This is a genomic window from Flavobacterium xueshanense (assembly GCF_900112975.1).
GTDB classification, from domain to species: Bacteria; Bacteroidota; Bacteroidia; order Flavobacteriales; family Flavobacteriaceae; genus Flavobacterium; species Flavobacterium xueshanense.
In genome coordinates, this window is the sequence record NZ_FONQ01000001.1 from 45,427 (window position 1) to 66,275 (window position 20,849).

Consider the following 20,849-nt stretch of genomic DNA (forward strand, 5'->3'; position numbering starts at 1 on the left):
GTTAAAAAAGGGAGGTTGTTTGAAAATACCAGATCTATAAATTAGTATCCAGGATTTTGCTGTAAATTACTATTCAAATCTCTTTGAAATTGAGGAATAGGAAGTTGCCATTTAAAATCGCCCGCAGGAATTGTCAAAGCTGTAGTTTCAACTTTGGTACCAGCACCACTAGCGTAATCACCTTCAACAGCATTTCTTACCATAGACAAACCTAATCTTTTTAATGTAAAGAAACGATCCATTTCAAAAGCAAGTTCTAATCTTCGTTCAAGTAAAATAGCATTTAGTAATGCAGGCCCCGTTTCATTACCAGAAACAAAAGGAGCATATCTTTGCGATCTTACCGCATCAAGAAATGCTAAACCTCCACCATTAATTCGATACTGAGCCTCTGCCATGTTTAAATAAACTTCTTCTATACGCAATACTTTTATATCAACAATAGCTGGATTACCAGTTAAACGGCTTAGGTATTTAATAACGTGATTATAAGGTATGGTATTGTAAGCACTTGTCTGAATGTAAGCAGCTTTTCTAATATCAGTGGTTTGAAACAAATCTGAAAAGCTCTTAGGTACAACGTACTCAGAACGAATACCACTTGCTACAGTCTGATTGTATACAACACCAGGTGTAACAGCATCAACTTGATCTATCCTAAGTTTAAATAAAACACCAGGGGCTTTTATATCTGTATCTTTCCAAAGATTAACAAAACCCGTTCTAGGACAAACAGTATTACCTGCAATAGCAAGATTTCCATATTGAATAACCTTTGGGAAATCTCCTAAATAAAGATACACACGAGACAATAAGGCATAAACAGCAGCCTTTGAAGCCTTTCCTGAGGCAACTGTATTAGTTGTACCAATTTTGTCAGCAGCAATAAGCAAATCATCTACTACTTTCTTGTAAGTATCTTGAACAGTCGGCCTTGTTGGTTTAGAAAAAGGGGCAACAACATCTAGATAATACATTCCAAGAGAAGCATTAGCGTCAGCTGCCTGAGTAGGAATTTTAGAATAAATCCTAACTAAGTCAAAATTGTTTAACGCTCTAATAAAACGGGCCTGTCCTTCTATATTATCTCTAGCAGCATTTTGAGGAATGATCTCAATATTATCAATTACTCTAGTGGCTGTTTCTGCAGCTCTATAGGCACTAATATAATAATTAAAATGAGAACTATTAGGCACTGATTGCAATCTAAAACCACCAGCATTAGTCTGACGCCCTTCTACTTTAAGAATTAGGTTATCAGTCATTACTTCAGAGTCTATGATAAACTCAGAGCCGTAACCACCGTCACCACCATTTTTAATCATGTAAGAGTACGCTCCCCTTAGCATATTCTCAAAATCTTCCGCATTACGCAAAACAATTGACTCACTGACTGCGTTGTAAGGTGCAAATGTGATATCTTCATCATCGCAAGAATTTAATGCGAAAGATAAAGCAACAAGATATATTATTTTTTTCATAATTTTATTAATTATAAATTAATTGATACTCCAAAAAGGAATGTTTGAACACTAGGATAAGAATATAATGCAAATTGTCCAGGAACTAATAAGCCTGTTTGACTTTCAGCACTACCGATTCCTACCTCTGGATCACCATTGAATTTACTCCATGTAAATAAGTTTTGCATTTGAGTGTATATTCTAACGTCATCTACAGGAAGATTAGAAAATGCTTTCTTAGTAAATTTATATCCAATATTAAGATTTCTAAATCTAATGTAGCTTGCATCTTCTAAGAAACGATCTGACTCAAGGTTAGAGTTAATTCCTGACTTCTGTTGTGGCGCAGGCAAAGAAGCAGTTGTGTTAGTTGCAGTCCAAAAATCAAAGGCAGCAACAGCCTGATTTCTATTTGGTGCAGCACCATCTGCAGTCATATTTTGCCACATGTAGTTATAAGTGTAATTTCCTTCTTTAAATACAAAATCAGTAGAAATATCAAACCCTTTGTAAGCAAACTGCATACCAAAACCACCTTCGTATTTGGCATATGGAGTTTTACCAGTAAAAACTCTGTCTCCAGCACTATAAACATCCGTAACCGTACCATCTAATTTTGTGTACGTCGCACGACCATTAGTAGGATTAACTCCTGCGTAAGGTACAAGGAAGAAATCATCAGGAGAACGACCTACTTTATTCCATGTTAACCCTCTTGAAAGTTGGTTATTAGGATCTCCAGGACGGTTTAACTCGTTAATTTCTCTGTCAAAAACAGCAGCATTTACATAAAAAGACAAAGTAGTGTTTGCATTTTTGATTGCAAAAGCCTTAAGCTCTACTTCAGCTCCTTTAGAAGTCCAGTCACCTGCATTAATAAGCGCTGAAAAGGCCGTTCCAACAGTAGTATTATCACTGTAGATAAAATCATTTCTTTTATCTTTAAATACTGAACCTGAGAAAGTCAACCAATTATTTAATACTGCAGATTCAATACCAATTTCGTATTTCTCCGCTTTTTCAAACTTCAAGTTATTATTTCCAACAGTGCTATTTGTTAATACAGTTCCGATACCTCCACCATATTGTGAAGTACTAAAAAGACTTTGAGCAGTATAACTACCAATACCGTTAGTTGAATTTAATTCACCATAAGATGCTCTCAACTTCAAATTATTCAACCATTTTACATTACTCATAAAAGATTCACTCGTAACATTCCATCCTAAAGAGATTCCCTTCGCAAATGAGTATTTATTATTAGTCCCTAACACAGATGAACCATCGCGTCTCCCATATAACGATACTAAATATTTACTATCAAAATCGTAATCGATGTTACCAAAGATAGAAACAGTCGCATTTTCAGATCTTCCAGTTGCAGGTACTCCAATAACGGCTGTCCCTGCGGTAGGCAAATCACCATTTACATATCCTTTTCTAGTCATTGTATATGATCTAAAGTTAGATTTGAAGTACTCGTACAAAACAGTAGATTCAAAGTTATGCTTACCATTGATACTATATTTATAATTCAAACTGTTAGTTAACTGATACTCTAACGAATCCCATCCATTATCAGTCTTTGAACCTCTAGCAGCAGCATCTCCAACAATCTGATCTAAAAATGAACCTGGTTTTGTGAAAGACTCTCTCTGATATCTTTCGTAGTTCATATTCATTTGAGTTTTGAATGTCAAGTCTTTCACTATTCCTAACTCTACATAAGGACGTCCATATAATCTGAAAAATCGACGTTGTTCCGTGTTAGTAATAATCGCCTCTTGAATAGGGAATCCTGCTAATAAGTTTGTATTAAAAACTGGGTTTCCTAAAACATCATTAATCACATTTCCGGTCGCATCTCTTGCATAAAACGGCTCGTAAGGATTATAGTCATACATTGCTCTAATTGGACTTTGCGCATTGTTACGATCTCTTGAGTCATTGAATTTCTCATATGATCCACCAACATTGAAACCAAACTTCACTCTGTCATTAGCCTTATACTCACTATTATACCTACCAGTGATTCTATTAAACCCTTTAAGTTTGTCTATAATTCCACTATCCTCGGTATAACCTACAGACATAAAATTAGTAAATTGATCATTACCACCTGAATAAGAAAAATTATTATTTTGCACAAATCCTTTTCTTAGCAAGTCATCTTGCCAGTTGTGATCATACGAACGCAATAATGCTAATCTTGCCGGAGTTACCGTGGCTGCCGTCGTTGAACCTGCACCAATTAAACCTTCATATCGGATTTTTTCGTCTGCATTCATCATGTCAAATGGATCAGCAATTTTTTGAGTAAATCCAATTGAATTATTGAACTGAAATTTACCTTTTGCATTTTTACCTTTTTTAGTAGTAATAACTACTACACCATTTCCACCGCGTACACCATAAATTGCAGCAGAAGCTCCATCTTTTAATATAGAAACAGATTCGATATCATTCGAGCTCAAAGCAGAAGCTTCAGTTCCGCTAACAAATGCACCATCAACTACATAAATAGCTTCAGCCGTACCTCCTGTAATACTAACAGCACCACGAACAGTAACGTAAGCCGCAGCTCCAGGCTTCCCATTTTGAGCCGTAACCTGCACCCCAGCTGCTTGCCCTTGTAATGCATTTTGAATAGTTAGCGCTGGCGATTGCTTAGCTATTTCATCTGCAGAAACTGTCGAAACAGAGGAAGACACTTTCCTAGAATCTTTTGAATAATACCCTAGATTAGTTTGAACAATTACCTCATTCAAACTCACTCCATCCTGCATAGCAACATTTACATTGTTTGAAGAACCAACTGTTTTTGAAGTTTCAGTCATTCCAACAAAAGAAAAAACTAAAACGTCTCCAGTTTTTGCTTTGATAGAATATTTTCCATCTAAATCTGTTTGAACTCCTAACTTGGACCCTTTTACCGAAACATTTACACCAGGCAAAGGCCCCGTTGCATCAGATACTACTCCAGATACCGTTTTCTCTTGAGCAAACGATAACTGCATTGATAACGCTAAAAATAGCGTGATAATCCATTTGTACTTTGATCTCATATTAATTTATTAAATTAGTTATTTGACAAAAATCATAATAATTTCTTAAAGAAACAAATTTATTTTACAAATAACGAAACGAACATTTGTTAAAGTTTCTACTCAAAATAATAGATTACCTCATTATTTTTTGACATTTACTACATATTATGAGTTTATAGTATTACATAAAGCTATATTTTTGTCAAAATTAATTTAATGTTAAGCCCCTTCTTTTTAACACCACATTTAGAAACAGGAACTGACGAAGCCGGTCGAGGTTGCCTTGCTGGACCTGTTACTGCTGCAACCGTAATATTACCATCTGATTTTCATAATGAGTTATTAAATGACAGCAAGCAGTTATCCGAAAAAGCTAGAGAAAAATTAAGACCTATTTTAGAACAGCAATGCATTTCATTTGCGGTAACACATTTAGAGCCTTTAATTATTAATGAAATCAATAATTAAAATGCATCTATAAAAGCGATGCAGGAAAGTATTTTAAAATTAGATCCAAAACCCGCTCATATTGTAGTAGACGGAAACAGTCCATTCATACCCAAAGGCGGAATTAAAAACCGTGCAGGTAAAATTTTCACTGACGCTGAAATTGATATTCTAAATTCAATTCCAAATGCCGATATTATAAAGGGAGATGCTAAATTCTTAAGTATTGCCGCCGCTTCCGTATTAGCAAAAACCTATCGGGATGAATATATGAATAAGATTCGCAGGGAATTCCCAATCTACAGTTGGAAACAAAATAAAGGTTATCCTACCAAAGAACATCGGGAAGCTATCCGAATTTATGGCGTTACAAAATACCACCGAATGACATTTCCCTTGTTGCCAGAACAGTTGAAATTTAATTTATGATTTTAGATTAAAGGTTGGAGATTTCAGATTTCTCAAAAATTGCGTCAAAAAGAATGGAGAAATGTTTTAGAATTTTTGTTTTTACATCGGCTTCATCCACTTTTTCGACTCCAAGTTCTACATTTAAGGAAGTTACGGCTTTACCGCGAATCCCACACGGAATAATATTATCAAAATAACTCAAATCAGCATTTACGTTCAGTGCAAATCCATGCATGGTTACCAAATGCGAAGCGGGAACACCCATAGCACAAATTTTTTTGGCAAATGGAGTTTCTGCACCCAACCAAACACCGGTTTCCCCTTCGCTTCTGTAGAAAAAAAATTCATGAAAAAGACCGTATATTTCTTATAAATCTTATAAAAGCCAACAAACTGCCATGTAACTTTTTGAAAACAATTCTTAACGACATTACATAATTATTAAAAAAAGTGAAAGAACAATTAAAATCTATTATCGAATAGTAAGGAAATGCTTTTGTAACCATCTAATTATTTTACAAAAAAAAACCTTCCACAATCAAAATGACTGGGAAGATTTTCTCTATTTAAATTGTAAATGTAATTTACCAACCAGGATTTTGCTGAGCAGCTAAAATTGGATTAGTTGTTGTTACTAATAATGGAATTGGCCATAAGAATCTAAAATCGCTTCCTGGAATAGCCACATTTGTTCTTGGACCTGTATATGCCGTTCCTAGTGTAAAAGAACCCGCAGGAGGATTACCATTTGCTAATTTTGCAGGAATTCCATCTATAGGGAATAAATTATCGCCTTGTAATCTGTGAATATCCGACCATCTTCTTCCTTCACAAATAAATTCAATTCTACGTTCTTTTAGAATTGCACCAACCAAATTTGTTGCCGTAAGAAAATTTGCTGCGGTATAAGCTTGACTAGCAGGAACCGCTAATGATCTATTTCTAACTCTATTCAACTGTGCTAAAGCAGACGTTAAATCTGGCGAAATTTTCCTAGCATTGGCCTCTGCCATATTTAAAAGAACTTCTGCAAAACGAATTACTGGAGCAGGATCAGTTGAATTTGTAATATCAGTATATTTGTTTGTTAAAACATTGCCAGCATTAATTGTTGTCATCACACCATTTTCTCTTCTTTTGTCATCATTTAACCAAATTGGATCTCTCCAAATAATCGGACTAATACAGATTAATGCTCTATTTTTATACATTGACGCAAGAGCACCATTCACACCTGGGTTTTGACCAGCTGTAGCACCGTGTTGAATTGAAAAAATAGTCTCAACATTCGTACCTAAAGTAAAGGCAGCTGCAGGAGTTGGAGCTAAAGAAAAAGCAGACAATTTCGACCCTTCAACTATTACATTATCCCAATCTCTTTTTTGCAAATAAACTCTAGTTTTAAAAGCGATAGCAGCTTCTTTTGTTGCTCTAAATTTATTTGTACCGATAAGGTTACTCTCTGCAAAATTTAAATCAGCTAAAACTTTGGTGTAGCATTCCGCAACTGTATTTCTTCCTTGCGCTTTTTCGCTATCTACTTCCGCGTCAGTATCAACACCTACCTCTCTGTATGGTAGACCCGGGTGACTTGCACCAACAGTAAAATTGTAAGGCCTTGCGAAATAATTCAACATTTCAAAATGTGTTATTGCTCTTAAAAATCTTGCCTCCGCTATGTAACTATTTCCAAGCTGAGTTGTAATAACATTTTTACTTACTGCATCAGTTACACCTTCTATAATTAGATTACATCTATTAATTAATCTGTAACCATCCACAAAATAATAGGTATTGTTTGCTGTACCAGCATCATATGTACCTGTATATGTTAACTGGTAAAATCCAGCTAAATTAATTACATCTTCTCCTCTATTATCGCCTTGCTGAACAAAAGCCGCACCCCATATATAACCTCGACCACTATTCGGGTTGTTTGCCGTATTGTTAAAAATACCAACCGAAGCCGCGTTATACATACCGTTCATTGAAGCCGTTATCAAAGTAGGCGTTGTGAATGCAACATCGGCAGATACTGCATTTATAGGAGTTAGTTCGAGTATTTTCTCATCAGAGCAAGAAAATAAACCCATTACTACCATTAGACTAGTTACTATTTTTAAATATGTTTTCATTTTTTTATAAATTTACGTTAATACCAATTGAAAAAATTCTTGCTCTTGGTGTACCGTTTAAATCAACTCCAGAAGTTTCTAATTCAGGATCTAATCCTTTGTATTTGGTTATTAGGAATAAATTTTGAACTTGAGCATATAGTCTTACCCCTTCAACACTTATTTTTTCCGTCAAAAGTTTTGGAAATGAATACCCTAAACTTACATTGTCTAAGCTTATAAAATCCGCATCTTCAACGAAACGAGTTGTTAGATTACTTGCTTGATTAATAAATGGATTTTGATTAGCGACTATTCTAGGTGTTACTCCATCACCCGGGTTAGTTACACTTTGCCATCTACCAAGAATTTCTGTGCTGTTGTTGCTCAAACCTAAATTAAGTAAATCTCTTCTAGTACCATTAAAAACTTTGTTTCCACCACTAAAACGAATCAAAAAGCTAAAATCAAAATCCTTGTAGCTCATTCTGGAATTAAATCCCCCAAAATAAGTAGGAAGCGAATTTCCCTGGATTTTTTTATCAGCTTGTGTTAGAGACGATACAACGGATACGTTAGTAGGATCAGCTGGATTAAAAACTCTATAGCTACTAGTGGCTATGTTACCTTGCACTAAACTACCATCAGCCTTGTAATAAACCGGGTTACCGTTAGCAGCATTTACACCCCAGTAGGTAAAACCATAAAGTGAATTTAAGGATTCTCCCTCACGAATGATAATGTTTGGTTGAATATTTATATCTCCTGAACTTCCACCTATAATATCGGCACCATTATTTGGTAAATTGTAAACCTTGTTTTTCTGCAAGGTTAAATTTGCATTAACGTTCCATTTAAAATTTTTATTATTTACAACACTGTAATCTAATCCAAATTCGTATCCTTTATTCAAAACGTTTGCAGCGTTTCGATCTATTGCATTTCCTGGAACACCTAAAGATGGATCAATTGGAAATTGCAACACAACATCTTCAGAAGTGTTTTTGAAATAGTCAAAATTTAATGTTAAACGGTTATTAAACAGCGCTAAATCTACTCCATAATCTATTTTAGTACTGGTTTCCCACTTCAAATCTCTGTTAGCAAAAGTTGTAAATGCTATACCATTATTTGGACCATAAAACGAAGGAGAATAAGTACTCAAGTAAGGATAATTGCTTCTACCTACGTTTGTGTTACCAGTTAAAGAGTACGATCCTCTAATTTTGAATTGTGAAATGACACTTTTAAAATCTTCCATAAAACCCTCATTGGCTATGTTCCAACCCCCGGATATTCCCGGGAAATTTTGGTAACGAATGTCCGAATTAAATTTTGATAGTCCATCTCGTCTCACAGTTCCTTGTATAAAATATTTACTTTTGTAGTTGTAGCTTGCTCTACCAATATAAGAAATGATACCTTCCTCATTAACTCCGCCACCTGATTCTTGTGTACCAAAAGCTCCTGTAACTACATTTTGATTAAAAAATGGATCAGTTATATTAGTTCCTGTAGCAAAAAAACTTTCATTCTTTTCTTTTTGAGCTTCGTAAACAGCGGTTAACGATAAGTTATGATCGTTACCAAATGTTTTATTGTACGATAAAATATTTTGAACATTCCAGCGAGTTAAAGTATTATTATTGTTACTCAAACGTCCATTTGTCCCACGACCGTCACCATGCAACGGGTTCCAATATAAAAATCCGTTTGTTGATGCGTTGTCAACTCCAATTTGGAAACGATAATTTAAACCTTTAACGATATCAGCTGATAAAAAAGCACTGGATATAATTCTAGTTACTTTAGATTCAAATTTATTATTTGCTAATACATAGCTAATATTTGACAAATTGTCCGTAGCCTGAGTAAGATTTGTTCCCTGACCAATATTTCCTGAAGCATTTAAATTATAACCCGTTGGGTTTTTGGAATCAAAAGGAGAAGTATTTGGCAACTGTCTTATTGCACTAAAGATATTTCCTGAAATAGAGTTTCTTCCTGTATTTAATCCGTCTGTATTAGTTTTGGTAACCCCAATATTAGCTCCAGCAGTCAACCATGAAGTTATTTCATGTTCAAGGTTAGATCTAAGAGAATACCGATCTAAACTGTTTGATTTCGCAATACCATCTTGAGTGGAGTATCCTAATGACATGAAATATTTAGTCTTATCAGAACCTCCATTAAAGGATAGAGAATGATCTGTTTGAACAGCACCTTTATTTAAAACCTCACTTTGCCAGTCAGTGTCAAAATTACTACCAGCTGCCCAAACTGCTTGTCCAGCATTTATTCTTTTTTCATTATTAATTACCAAAAAGTCAGCAGTTTTAAGTAAATCAAATGTTTTTGTTGCAGAAGCAAATCCTGTGACATTGCTGTAAGAAACTTTCATCGCACCTTTTTTACCTCTTTTTGTAGTTATCAAAATTACACCATTCGCTGCTCTTGAACCATATATTGCTGTCGCGGCACCATCTTTTAGTACTTCAAATGATTCGATATCATTAGGGTTAATATCGGCTAAACCATTAGTATCAGCAGAACCTCCAATGTCTCCAGAGTATATTGGTAAACCATCTACTACATATAAAGGTTGAGTGCCACTATTAATTGTAGCTACACCCCTAATTCTCACCCTCGGTGCTACACCTAAAATCCCGTTCTGGGTAGTAACCTGAACACCCGCAGCTCTACCTGCCAATTGACTTTCAAAACTAGGCGTGATTAAACCTTTTATAGCATCGCCACTAATATTAGAAATAGAACTAGTAAGGTCTTTCTTTTTCTGAACTCCATACCCTACGACAATAACTTCTTCTAAAGTGTTATCCTCTTGTAGCATTTTTATGTTAACCGTTGAAGAGTTTCCAACATTTGCTGACATGTCCTTCATACCTACAAAAGAAAATACCAAAACTTCACCCGCACTTGCTTTAATGGAATATTTACCCTCAAAATCTGTTTGCGCACTTCTATTTGTACCTTTAACAACAATGTTTGCTCCTGGAATAGGTCCGGTAGCGTCTGAAACTGCACCTGTAACCGTTTTCTCTTGTGCAAACACAAATTGCATTGACAACGCCAACAGCAACGAAAAAATCCATTTGAATTTTGATCTCATATTAATTTGTTTTGAATTAGTTATTTGGCAAAAATCATAATAATTTCTTAAAAAAACAACTTTATTTCAAAAATAACAGAATTAACATTTGTTAAATTTTTTGCTAAAAATAATAGATTACCTCTCCTATGTTAATACTTTATTCTTATTATATGTTGATATCGCTATAAAAAAAAATATTTTTGTCAAAATTAATTTAATGTTAAGTCCATTTTTTTTAACACCATATTTAGAAACAGGAACTGACGAAGCAGGCCGTGGTTGTCTGGCCGGTCCTGTTACTGCAGCCGCTGTAATATTACCCGTGAATTTCCAAAATGAATTATTAAATGACAGCAAGCAGTTATCGGAAAAAATAAGAGAAAAATTAAGACCAATAATAGAGCAGCAAGCCATATCATTTGCAGTAACACATCTGGAACCTTTAATAATCGATCAAATTAATATTTTGAACGCATCGATCAAAGCCATGCAGGAAAGTATTCTTAAATTAGATCCAAGACCGGAATCTATTATAGTAGACGGAAACAGTCCATTCATACCTAAAGGCGGAATTAAAAACCGTGGAGGGAAAATTTTCACTGACGCGGAAATTGAAATCCTAAATTCAATTCCAAATGCCAGTATCATAAAGGGAGATTCTAAATTTATGAGTATTGCCGCTGCTTCGGTATTAGCAAAAACCTATCGGGATGATTATATGAACCGGATACATGAAGAATTCCCGATGTATAATTGGAAACAAAATAAAGGTTATCCTACCAAGGAACATCGTGAAGCAATTCGGAAATTTGGGACCACTAAATACCACCGAATGACATTTCGATTGTTACCGGAACAATTAAAATTAGGAATTTAGATTTTTGATTGCTTTTTACCCTTTTCAGATTTCTCAAAAGTCGCTTCAAAAAGAATGGAGAAATGTTTCAGGATTTTTTCTTTGACTTCTTCTTCATCTACTTTTTCGACTCCAAGCTCGACATTTAACGATGTCACTGCTTTACCGCGAATCCCACACGGTATAATATTGTCAAAATAACCCAAATCAGCATTTACGTTAAGTGCAAATCCATGCATGGTTACCCAACGGGACGCACGTACGCCCATAGCGCAGATTTTTCTAACAAATGGCGTTCCTACACCTAACCAGACTCCGGTTTCCCCTTCGCTTCTTCCGCAAACAATACCGTATTCTTGAAGGGTAAGAATAATAGCTTCTTCCAGAAAACGCAAGTATTTATGAATATCAGTAAAGAAATTTTCTAAGTCAATAATTGGATAGCCCACAATTTGACCTGGCCCGTGATAGGTAATATCACCTCCACGATTGATTTTATAAAAAGTAGCCCCTTTGGCTTCGAGTTGTTTTTCGGATAAAAGCAAATTGCTTAAATCACCACTTTTACCCAAAGTATAAACATGAGGATGTTGCACAAAAAGGAAGTAATTGGGCGTTTGTAAACTCGTTTCCTCTCTCCTGTTTTTAATTTTTAAGTCAACTATTTCTTTAAACAATTCTTCTTGGTATTCCCAAGTTTCTTTATAATCTTTAGTTCCTAAATCTTTAAGTTGGATGATTTTGTTCATTTTTTTTTGAGATGCCAAAAGTTTTGAGGAGCAAAGGTACAAAGGTTTGAAATATGAATTTTGAAAATTAGACCACAATTTATATGACAAGAACAATAAATGGATATTAATAATCTATTTGTATAGAATTATTAATATCCATTTATTCCTCCGTGGAATCGAGCAAAAAGCTGTTAAGACTTACGTTCCAGTTTGTACTTACTACAATAAACAATTAAATAGTTTATGATTTTTTACCCGTAACCATCTCTGGTTTTAATATCACTTTTGTCCATCCATTGTCACGGGCATCAAAATGTTTGTAGGCATCAGGAGCCTCGTCTAATGAAAGTTCATGCGAGACAATTAATGATGGTTTTGCTTTACCAGTAGAAATCAATGTAGAAAGTTGGCGGTTATATGATTTTACATTCGCCTGCCCCGTGGCAATTTTTTGCCCTTTCATCCAAAATTGACCAAAGTCAAAATCCATGTGTCCTTCTTTTTGTAATTCCTCTTTAGATTTCGGATCTTTTGGCACAAAAACCCCTACAACTCCGATGCAACCTGTTGCTTTCACGGCTTGGACGAGTTCATTCATCGTAATATTAGAATGCTCCGTACCATGTTTATCACAACACTGATAACCTACGCATTCGCAACCTTTATCGGCACCCATTCCTTTGGTAAGTTCCAGCACCTGTTCCACAGCAGAACCTTTCGAAAAATCAATAGCAATAGCACCTAGTTCTTCAGCAAGCTTCAATCGGTCAGGGTGATTATCAACCACCATTATTTGGCTAGCGCCTTTTATACTTGCCGAATGTGCTGCCATAAGTCCGACTGGACCTGCGCCATAAATAACTACTGAATCACCAGGTTGTACACATGCCAATTCAGTAGCATGATATCCAGTCGGGAAAATATCAGATAACATTACATAATCATTTTCTTTTTCAACAGCGTCTTCCGGTAATTTGAGACAATTAAAATCGCCATGAGGAACGCGCAAATATTCAGCCTGCCCGCCACTAAAAGGGCCCATTCCGGCAAAACCATAAGCAGCACCTGCAAATCCTGGGTTCATTGTAAGACAAAAACCCGTTAAACCACTTTCACAATTGCGGCAATGACCACATCCAATATTGAATGGAAGACAGACCATATCCCCAATTTTAATTTGAGTCACGGCTTTACCCACTTCCACAACTCTACCCATATTTTCATGTCCAAATATCCTTCCGGATTCCATATCGGTTCGACCTTGATACATATGGAGATCAGATCCACAAATATTAGTTGCGGTTATTTTTACCAATACGTCCGTCGGTTGCTCAATTACGGCATCCGGCATTTCTGTGACCCTTACATCGAGCGGGCCGTAATAAACAATTGCTTTCATACTATCTATATTTAAATCGTTATACTTATTGATTAAGGTATTTATTCCTTTTTATTTCAATACATTTTTGGAATTTAATAAAAATTTAAAGATATAGTTATTTTTTTAAGTTATTGTAAATCAATTAGTTAATATAGTGTTATAGTTTTAGGAAGCGAAAATATGAGTGAAAATAAATGGTATTTTTTAATGGTTCCTTTTTTATAAGAAAGTACAGTATTAATATTACTCTAAAAGCACCTCTAACGAAGTGATTTCAGGATTTTGTAAACAATCAGTTAAAGAAAATTGTAGTTCCAAGGATTTGCGGTCTTCACTAATATTTGCTTTTGAATTTGAAACCGATTTTATTTTTTTAGGAAAATAATATTTTAAAACATAGTCTTGCGTAATTCTGAATTTAGAAACTTGCGTTTTATAACTTTGAATCTTGCCTTGCTGTTTTTTTAATTCAATCGCATCTGTAATTTTGACTATCCTATTAAAAACACTTCCGTTAAAAGTGTAATTCACACTGTAATAATGCTCCTCGGCAACCAATGCATAATTATTTTCTATATCATCTGCGTATTCTTCGGTTTTGTGTAAATCGGCAACTTCCTCTATTTTAGTAAAATTCTGAGTGATTGTTGTGCGAAATTCTTTCTCAAAAGAACTTTTCTTGACATGCACTTTTACAGTATTAAATTTTTCAAAAATGGCTTTTTCAAAAGCTGGCAATCTGGAAAACGTTTCGGAATGTTTTGTTATCAAATCCTTAAAAACATAAGTAGTATCCTTAAAAACATCTTCTTTGGAATATTCCTCTCCCACCAATTGCATGTAACTTTGTTCCTCACGCAGTTTGCTAATTTCTATATTCCCGGTTCCGTCCTGGTTTAAATTCATGGTTTCTGTGACTTGGCAACTTGTTAAGAATATTGTTAGAAATAATGTGATGTATTTTTTCATTGGATTTTTGCGAAATAATTTGATTTCAAATATAGATGATTTGTACTATTTTTCATGTTTCTGTGAAAAATAAAAGTTATTGCATAGCCCCGATAGCAGCGGCATCCTTTTTTTCTTGTTTTTTCGAACGAGAAAAAAAGATAGAGCGAATAGCGGGACAAATCGTCATGAAAAAACGAAATATTCTGCTTCAAAAAACGGTACATTTTAAACTTTAAATTTTAAAACTTATATAGTATCTTTGCGCTCTTAAAATCAGAATATAATGGCATTATCCGAACAAGAAATATTACGTAGAGAAGCACTTACCGAATTACGCAATTTAGGTATTGAGCCTTATCCAGCAGCTGAATTCATTACAACCGCCTATTCCAGCGAAATCTTAGCCGATTTCGGGAAGTACGAAGGTAAGGAAGTTGTTTTAGCAGGACGTTTGATGGGTAAGCGTATCATGGGAAAGGCGTCATTTGCGGAATTGAAAGATGCTGAAGGACGTATTCAAATCTATGTTTCGAGAGATGACATTTCGACTGATGAAGAGAAGACAATGTACAATGTAGTTTTCAAAAAACTATTAGATATTGGTGATTTTATTGGGATTCGCGGAACGGTTTTCAAAACACAAGTTGGTGAAATCTCAGTTCATGTTTATGGATTGACGGTTTTGGCAAAAGCCTTAAAACCACTTCCTGTGGTAAAAACGGATGCTGATGGGAAAACGTACGATGCTTTTGCTGATCCGGAACAAAGATACCGTCGTCGTTACGTGGATTTAACCGTAAACGATTACGTGAAGGAAACGTTTATCAAAAGAACTAAATTGTTCAATGCAATGCGTTCTTTCTTTAATGACAAAGGATATCTTGAGGTAGAAACGCCTGTTTTACAACCAATTCCTGGTGGTGCTGCGGCGCGTCCATTTATCACGCACCACAACGCGCTTGACATGCCTTTGTACATGCGTATTGCCAATGAATTATACTTAAAAAGATTGATTGTTGGTGGTTTTGATGGAGTGTATGAGTTTTCGAAAAACTTCCGTAACGAAGGAATGGACCGAACTCATAACCCAGAGTTTACCGCCATGGAAATATATGTAGCTTACAAAGACTACAACTGGATGATGAAATTCACTGAAAACTTGTTGGAACATTGCGCCATAAGTGTAAACGGAACTTCAGAAGCGACTTTTGGGGAACACACTGTGAACTTCAAAGCGCCTTATGCTAGAGTTACAATGACTGATTCTATCAAACAATTTACTGGTTTTGATATATCAGGAAAAAGTGAAGTTGAATTATTTGATGCAGCAACAGGAATGGGTATTATTGTGGATGCAACCATGGGAAAAGGGAAATTGATTGATGAGATTTTTGGCGCTAAATGCGAAGGAAATTATATTCAACCAACTTTTATCACTGATTATCCAAAAGAAATGTCTCCGCTGTGCAAACAACACCGTGATAATCCAGAATTGACGGAACGTTTTGAGTTAATGGTTTGTGGTAAAGAAGTAGCGAACGCTTATTCTGAGTTGAATGATCCGATTGACCAAAGAGAACGTTTTGAAGAGCAGATGAGATTAGCTGAAAAAGGAGATGATGAAGCTACTGGAATTATCGATGAAGATTTCTTGAGAGCGTTAGAATATGGAATGCCACCAACTTCCGGATTAGGAATTGGAATGGACCGTTTGATGATGTTCCTGACCAATAATGCTTCTATTCAAGAAGTATTGTTGTTCCCTCAAATGCGACCAGAGAAAAAACAAGTAAAAATTGAATTGGAAGAAGATGAGAAATTAATTGTCTCGTTATTACAAGGAAATGAAAACCAAATGGAGTTTGGTTTTTTAAAAATAAAATCGGAGTTGAGTGGTAAAAAATGGGACAAAGCCATGAAAAATTTATCTTCTTTAGGATTGACCGAAGTTGTCGTAAATGGTGATGTGAAAGCTTGTAGATTGAAAGAATAAGTTTATTCGAAAAATATATTTATAAAAAAGAGCTTCAATCGAAGCTCCTTTTTTTTATAGAATATTATCTTTATATTTGAGTAAAATTAATCAAGATGGAAAATCTAATTTCACGAATTACAATAAACCCCGATGTTTGCCACGGAAAGCCAACCGTAAGAAATATGAGATGGCCCGTGGAAGTAATATTAGATATGTTAGGTTCTGGTATGGAAACCAGTGAAATCTTAGACGATCATCCTGAATTAGAGAGAGAAGATATTTTAGCATCGTTATATTATGCGAAATTATCGATTTCAGGAGATATTCTAAAAGAAGTAAGTTAATGAAATTTCTATGTGATGTACATATTTCAATTAAACTTACAAAACACATCAACAATCAACGATTTGAATGCATTCATATCAATACTATTTTAGATAAATGGTTTACAACAGATAATACTATTGCTAAATTTTCCGACCTAAACGATTTTATATTAATCACGAAAGATTTTGATTTTAAAAACTCGTTCCTAGTACAAAAAAGTCCAAAAAAATTAATAAAGATAAATTTAGGCAATATCTCAAATACTCAATTAATTAAGGTCTTTGATCACTTTATCAGTGAAATAGAAACGATTAACAAAACCCATAATCAATATATGATTGAAATTGATAGCCATTTTATCAAGGTGACCACTATTTAATAAACTGATGCAAAACTTAAAAAATTGTCTAATTTGTACTTTTTGTAGTTTTTTTGAAATTTGATTTGATAGTTTGGTGATTCATTCTTAAAAAAAATCATGAAAAAAAGAGCTTCAATTGAAGCTCCATTTTTGTTCCAAACTATAAATCTGATACTTTCTAAAACCCAAAACTAATATTCAAAAAGAAATTTCTTCCTTTACGAGGAATATTGTTCCAATCTGAAAAAGTAGAATAATATGCATCTAAAACATTCTCTATTCCTGCTTTTACATTCCATTTGCTTTTATCAATCTGAAATGAATAACTCGATGCGAAGTTTAAAATCGCATAATCCGGCGTTCTGTCTTCTCCGTAAAAAGGACTAAATTGTGTTTGAACTGCATTACCCTGAACCGCGATTTCAGAAGAGAATCTATTTAGTTTATAAAGCAACGTTGACGAATACCGCAACGGACTTATAAAAGGTAAATTCTCTTTTTTATAATCCTGTCCATAGCTGTAAACCAATTGCCCTGACCACTTAAAGTTCTTGTCAAATTGGTATTCGATATTCAAATCAGTATTAAAAATAGTAGCATAATCCAGTGCTGTGTAGATTTTTATTCCGCTTGCGCCAATAGTCATCGGAATCAAATTCTCAGCTGGTTTACCAACAACATAATTTGAGATGTGAAAATAGGAAGACGAGATTTTAGTGCTTATTTTTTGGGTTTTGTAACCAATAAAAGCATTCGCCTCTGATGATTTTTCGTTTCTTAATTCCGGGTTTCCAATATAATCGTACCTATCAAAACTATTGAATAAATAAAATCCATAGCCCTCAGAAACAGATGGAGCACGCTCACCATAAGCAAGTCCAAATCCATACTGAAACCCTTTTTTATCGTACACGTAATTTGATGAAATGCTTTTTAAAATTCTATTTTTGCCGTCTTTCATATTTGGATAAAAAATCTGCAAACTTTCCAGTCCTATATCATCGGCAACTTTATTAAAATGATTCGCAATGCTAGCTGAAAACCTCAAACTGGATTGACTGTTCAAAATGACATTATCTTCCATAAACACCTCATTATAAAGTGTTCGCACATCCGGCCAGGTAAACATAAACATCAAACTTTCTTTTGGATCGCTCGGATACATCGTCATTTCGGCAATGGAACGGTTATAAAACGAATTCAAATCGACCAGAAAATGATGTCTTTTATAAACTCCTTTGGCTTTTGAATAGAATCCGTACGTATCGCTCCAGCCTGGCATATCCATTCGAATAGGTACAAAAGGACGTTTGCTGTCATCCATTATGTGTGTAATCGTGTTGTAATAAATTTTGGTTTCCCAATTTTCAATTTTTGATGACTTTGGCACATATTCAAATTTCAATGAAGTTATTAAAGCTTCCGCCAAAGAAACATCCATCGGAAGTGCCGGATACCCCACATTAGTTGCTTTGTCATAGATTAATGAAGCTTCCAACATTTTATTTTCATCAAAAGAAAAACCAGAAGTGGCAGAAATATTGAATTTTCTAAACTGTGAATACAAAACTTCTTGATTGTTTCCTGCTGAATAATTTTCGGCATCGCGATACATAAAATCAGTATCGATATAAAAACGATTGTTTGCGTAATTGAGTGCCGATCCAATAATTTTTTGATTGCCGTTACTTTCAAAACCGGAATGCAGTGAAACATCCCAACCGGAATTCATAAATCCGCTGCGATTTCTTTTTAAATCAATAGCTCCGCCAATAGTTGCCCCATGACAACCGCCCAGCTGTCCCGATGTGATTGTGGCTTCCGATAAATTGGAGACCTCAACATAGGAAGTTATCGGGTCCATTTTGTCCGTACAAGCCCCAAAAACGCGCATTCCGTCTATAGTAATCAACGTTCTTTCGGTAGCCATACTATTAATAATTGGTTCCCATGCGTAACCGCCTCTTTTAATCATTCCAACTTTTCCGGACTGTTGCAAATACTCCTCCACTGTAGCCAGCGGTTTGATTTGTTTTTGATATAATTGGGTTTTTTTTCCAATGACAATCACTTCATTTAATTTTTTTGGAACGACCGTATCTGCAACTTGGTCTTGTGCACAGAGAGTTATCGAAGTGAAACATAAGAGTACAAAACCGTATAATTTCTTTTTCATCATAGAAAAATTAAAAAAAGGCCAAAAGAACAGCTGTAATTACATTTGGTTTTTTTGACCTTTTTTAGTTAAGAAAATGAAACAGAATTAGAATTCTATCTCAAAGTAAATACTACTTGCCGGAACTAAATCTGTAATGGTTTCGCCTTTCAAAACAACGTCAGATGCGTTCAAAAGCTGCAAGTTAATTTTCCATAAACCGGTCATGGTCAATGATAATTTTCCATGATATAATTTGTCCAAAGTAGACTGCGTTAAATCAACATTGTTTGGCGAACCATGATTCCCCATGCTTGGCATTCTTGGATCAATTTTTACTTTAAAATTATCAACTACTGGAAAACTCATCATCGATTCCATTTTATAAACACTAACGGTAATATCGTTCAGCGCCACTTTTGGATGATGTGGTTCAACATAGGCCACAATATATCTTACATTATCAGAACCTGTAAAAGTAGTCACTCTTTGTTTAGCCGAAGCCGGAACATCAATCACTGAAGTTGCCGTGTAAGCAGTTCCATTAATCGTATAATCTATTTTTAAATCCCAGTATTCCGTAGCGTTTTGAGCCATTTGAAAAACAATATTTCCTTTGTATAAAGTTCCATCAGCAGTCATTTTTTCAACTTCCGATTTTGGGCATGAATGCGTCTTCGTAGTCATGTGCATCAATGGCATCCAACTGACAGTTGCATTTTTTACGTACTGCCCACTTGTATTGTCTTTAATTCTCAAACTGATTTCATTATAGCCTTGTTCTAAAGCTCCCGTATGAGCGTACAATTCGACAGTATGGGTGGTGTTTGTGATTTCTTTGAATTTGGTCAGTTCTGCCAATTCATTTACGGCCGGAGTTTCGCTATCTGAGGAACATGAAGAAAACGCGAGTACTATAGCCATTACAGCTAGTATATTTTTTAATTGAAATTTCATTTCTTTAGTTTTTATTTTAAATATAAGTATTGATTTGCATGCCATTTTTGGATTATTTATTTCCAAAAAAAGCAAACAAAAACTTATCCATCATATAAAACGGATTAATAAAAGCACACGATGTGCATCAAATATTTAAGAAATGAAAGTGGGTGGGTGAAATACAGAAGCACTATTCAAGTGAACATATAAATTAGAATAGTATGGGTTTATTTTTTCTTTGGTACCAAAACAAACGGGTACAATTTCGAAAGATTTGATTTCCTCAAAAATAAGTACGTCAAGTATTGGAGCATTTCCTTTTTTATCTGAAGAAAGCGGTTTTTCAGCATCAGAAGCCTTAGCCAGTTCTTTCATCAAATGACATTTTCCGTTACATTGCAATTTAGGTTTATCCTTATTAATACAAAGAACTTTTGAAATGTATTCATAATTTACAACATACTCTAAAACCGGAAGAATCGGCTTTACAAGCATTATAAGTACAATTATGAATATTATTTTTTTCACAGTGCAAAATTACTAGATGATTGTTTGCTAAAAAATAGTTTTGAATAGAAT

The 20,849-nt window shown here is 34.7% G+C and carries 14 protein-coding genes and 2 pseudogenes; 5 read left to right on the top strand and 11 right to left on the bottom strand.

Annotated elements, in window-relative coordinates; translation table 11 throughout:
- Positions 1-41: 41 nt before the first annotated feature.
- Positions 42-1,481 (bottom strand): RagB/SusD family nutrient uptake outer membrane protein, encoded by a 1,440-nt coding sequence (locus BMZ76_RS00200; protein WP_091202344.1) that lies wholly within the window; start codon positions 1,479-1,481, stop codon positions 42-44.
- A gap of 11 nt (positions 1,482-1,492) precedes the next feature.
- Positions 1,493-4,528: a SusC/RagA family TonB-linked outer membrane protein gene (locus tag BMZ76_RS00205; protein WP_091202345.1), complete on the bottom strand. Its 3,036-nt coding sequence runs from the start codon at positions 4,526-4,528 to the stop codon at positions 1,493-1,495.
- Positions 4,529-4,726: 198 nt separating this feature from the next.
- Between BMZ76_RS00205 and BMZ76_RS00210 the strand changes: the two are divergent.
- Positions 4,727-5,386, top strand: a pseudogene (locus tag BMZ76_RS00210) (ribonuclease HII).
- Positions 5,387-5,393: 7 nt separating this feature from the next.
- Here BMZ76_RS00210 and BMZ76_RS00215 read toward each other — a convergent pair.
- From BMZ76_RS00215 to BMZ76_RS00225, 3 genes and pseudogenes are all read right to left on the bottom strand, one after another.
- A pseudogene (locus BMZ76_RS00215) lies at positions 5,394-5,699 on the bottom strand (lipoyl protein ligase domain-containing protein); the annotation flags it as partial.
- 253 nt (positions 5,700-5,952) lie between these two features.
- Positions 5,953-7,503, bottom strand: a complete 1,551-nt coding sequence (locus tag BMZ76_RS00220; protein WP_091202346.1) for a RagB/SusD family nutrient uptake outer membrane protein — start codon at positions 7,501-7,503, stop codon at positions 5,953-5,955.
- Positions 7,504-7,507: 4 nt separating this feature from the next.
- The gene (locus tag BMZ76_RS00225) at positions 7,508-10,612 is read right to left on the bottom strand and encodes a SusC/RagA family TonB-linked outer membrane protein (protein WP_091202347.1); all 3,105 of its coding nucleotides are present in this window, start codon (positions 10,610-10,612) and stop codon (positions 7,508-7,510) included.
- Positions 10,613-10,811: 199 nt separating this feature from the next.
- On the opposite strand from BMZ76_RS00225, the gene BMZ76_RS00230 reads away from it, so the two are divergent.
- Complete coding sequence (locus BMZ76_RS00230; protein WP_091202348.1) at positions 10,812-11,471, top strand: ribonuclease HII; 660 nt, start codon at positions 10,812-10,814, stop codon at positions 11,469-11,471.
- Here BMZ76_RS00230 and lipB read toward each other — a convergent pair.
- The 3 genes from lipB to BMZ76_RS00245 form a co-directional block, all read right to left on the bottom strand.
- A complete protein-coding gene (lipB, locus tag BMZ76_RS00235) occupies positions 11,468-12,199 on the bottom strand; it encodes a lipoyl(octanoyl) transferase LipB (RefSeq protein ID WP_091203070.1) in 732 nt (243 codons plus the stop codon). The two genes, BMZ76_RS00230 and lipB, sit on opposite strands and share 4 nt — an antisense overlap.
- Positions 12,200-12,422: 223 nt before the next feature.
- Entirely contained in the window at positions 12,423-13,532 is a 1,110-nt protein-coding gene (locus tag BMZ76_RS00240) for a glutathione-independent formaldehyde dehydrogenase (protein WP_244281718.1), read from the bottom strand.
- A 273-nt stretch (positions 13,533-13,805) separates the two neighbouring features.
- Positions 13,806-14,531, bottom strand: coding sequence for a hypothetical protein (locus BMZ76_RS00245; RefSeq protein WP_091202351.1), 726 nt, complete (start codon positions 14,529-14,531; stop codon positions 13,806-13,808).
- 265 nt (positions 14,532-14,796) lie between these two features.
- Here BMZ76_RS00245 and lysS point away from each other — a divergent pair, with 265 nt between their 5' ends.
- The 3 genes from lysS to BMZ76_RS00265 all read left to right on the top strand — a co-directional run bounded on the left by lysS (position 14,797) and on the right by BMZ76_RS00265 (position 17,194).
- On the top strand, positions 14,797-16,506 hold the full coding sequence (gene lysS / locus BMZ76_RS00255; protein WP_091202358.1) for a lysine--tRNA ligase: 1,710 nt from the start codon (positions 14,797-14,799) through the stop codon (positions 16,504-16,506).
- Between the two features lie 95 nt (positions 16,507-16,601).
- The gene (locus BMZ76_RS00260; RefSeq protein WP_091202359.1) at positions 16,602-16,832 is read left to right on the top strand and encodes a DUF433 domain-containing protein; all 231 of its coding nucleotides are present in this window, start codon (positions 16,602-16,604) and stop codon (positions 16,830-16,832) included.
- Positions 16,832-17,194 carry a DUF5615 family PIN-like protein gene (locus tag BMZ76_RS00265; RefSeq protein WP_091202360.1) on the top strand — a complete coding sequence of 121 codons (363 nt, stop codon included), beginning with the start codon at positions 16,832-16,834 and terminating at the stop codon, positions 17,192-17,194. Before BMZ76_RS00260 ends, BMZ76_RS00265 begins: the two co-directional genes overlap by 1 nt.
- Positions 17,195-17,354: 160 nt before the next feature.
- On the opposite strand, the gene BMZ76_RS00270 is transcribed toward BMZ76_RS00265, so the two are convergent.
- The 3 genes from BMZ76_RS00270 to BMZ76_RS00280 form a co-directional block, all read right to left on the bottom strand.
- Positions 17,355-19,352: a TonB-copper family protein gene (locus BMZ76_RS00270; RefSeq protein WP_244281719.1), complete on the bottom strand. Its 1,998-nt coding sequence runs from the start codon at positions 19,350-19,352 to the stop codon at positions 17,355-17,357.
- Between the two features lie 87 nt (positions 19,353-19,439).
- Entirely contained in the window at positions 19,440-20,288 is an 849-nt protein-coding gene (locus tag BMZ76_RS00275; protein ID WP_091203071.1) for a hypothetical protein, read from the bottom strand.
- A gap of 135 nt (positions 20,289-20,423) precedes the next feature.
- The gene (locus BMZ76_RS00280) at positions 20,424-20,765 is read right to left on the bottom strand and encodes a hypothetical protein (protein WP_091202366.1); all 342 of its coding nucleotides are present in this window, start codon (positions 20,763-20,765) and stop codon (positions 20,424-20,426) included.
- Between the last annotated feature and the right edge of the window lie 84 nt (positions 20,766-20,849).